This window comes from Alteromonas sp. G4i35, from assembly GCF_054960375.1.
The window spans coordinates 1-1,604 of sequence record NZ_JBHNZD010000060.1 but is presented as its reverse complement, the minus strand read 5'-3'; the positions used below and the strand labels follow the sequence as shown (position 1 = coordinate 1,604).

Below are 1,604 nucleotides of genomic sequence, written 5' to 3'. Positions count from 1 at the left end.
GTCAAAAATAGGAATAAAATTAAATAATGTTGCTAGGTAGTATTGGGTTTACGGGTACTAACAACTCAATAAACTCGCTCACTTCGTTCGCTGGGACGCATACACGCAGGGCGGCTTCGCCATTATGCCCTACGTTCCTGCGCCCGTTATTGAAAAGTTAGGCGTCATTTGCTTACAGCACTAAAATGTGGGTTCAACCGTGACATTCCAGCATCAAGGTTGTTTCGCTAGGTTGTCTTTGCGGCTAGCACATATTGCTGTTTAAGCGACTTTAACAACGTGCTTTTCATAAACACCGCAACGCCAACATTTAACAATACAAGTTATCTAAACTCGCTCTTTTATCCAGCATTACCGTTAACATCTGGCATTTCGCACAGGGTTATTTTATCTTAAATTCAATAATTTAAATACGCGGTCTATTTGGCTAGTGGTGGCAGCAAAGCTGCGTACTTTCAGTTGTACGCCTAACAAAACGCTGTTGGCACTCCCTCCGGTCGCTGGGACGCATACATGCGGGGCGGCTTCGCCATTATGCCCCACACGCCTTCGCCCCTTATTTAAAAGTTATGCGACACGGAGAATACGATGAACAATCAAGCGCAAATAGGTTTATTGAGTATCTTATTAATCTTGATTCTGTTCTTCGCGCTCGGCATGGACAATAATCCTGAAAATGCGTTAATCGTATCAGACGGAGAAAAGAAAGACTGCCCCACATACTGTCACAGAAACGATATCTGCGTTGAAGAATCAATATACATAATCGGCAATAACTTGGTCAGGCGAAAAGGTAAAACCGTATCTCTAGATAAACTCGTTACATTACTTTCTAACGACCAATGCATTGTAAAAGATATACTTATTTACGCCGAGCCAGAAATTGAATATCAGGTCTCTCTAGAAGTCACTAATCAGTTAAACAAGAGCTTTCCAAATGCAGAGATCACTTGGCGCAATGGCGCATAACAAACAAATTATGGCACTCGCTGCCGCTCGCTGGGACGCAAACACGTGCGCGGCTTCGCCATTGTTGCACACATGTCTGCGCCCGTTATTGGAAAGTTAGGCGTCATTTACTTACAGCATTAAAAAGTACGTTCGGACGTGACATTACAGCATCAAGGTTGTTTCGCTAGGTTGTCTTTACGGCTTGCTTTTTCGGTAGTTTCAACGGCTTTAGCAACGTGCTTTTCATCAACACCGCAACGCCAACATTCAACACTACAAGTTTTCTAAATTCGCTCTTTTATCCAGTAATACCGTTAACATCTGGCTTTTCGCACAGGGTTGTTTTATCTTAAATTCAATAATTTAAATAAGTGGCCGTATCGGCTAGTGGTGGCAGCAAAGCTGCGTACGTTCCTTTGTACGCCTAACAAAACGCTGTTGGCACTCCCTCCGGTCGCTGGGACGCTAACACGTGGGCTGACTCACTTCGTTCGGATTTTAGCCCACGTGCTAGCGCCCCAAAGCTTAGCGTTAGGTGTCAGGGATGAAAACGATACTACTGTCATTTTTTATCATTGTATTAGCTGGTTGCACATCAGTCGCCAAACCTACTATTCATCTCCATTCAAACGGAGTTAGTAAGACAAAGTTAG

1 protein-coding gene is annotated in these 1,604 nt (G+C 43.6%); it reads left to right on the top strand.

Annotated features, from left to right (window positions below):
• Positions 1-588: 588 nt before the first annotated feature.
• Positions 589-969, top strand: a complete 381-nt coding sequence (locus ACFI6L_RS20190) for a hypothetical protein (protein ID WP_338852938.1) — start codon at positions 589-591, stop codon at positions 967-969.
• The last annotated feature ends 635 nt before the right edge of the window (positions 970-1,604 follow it).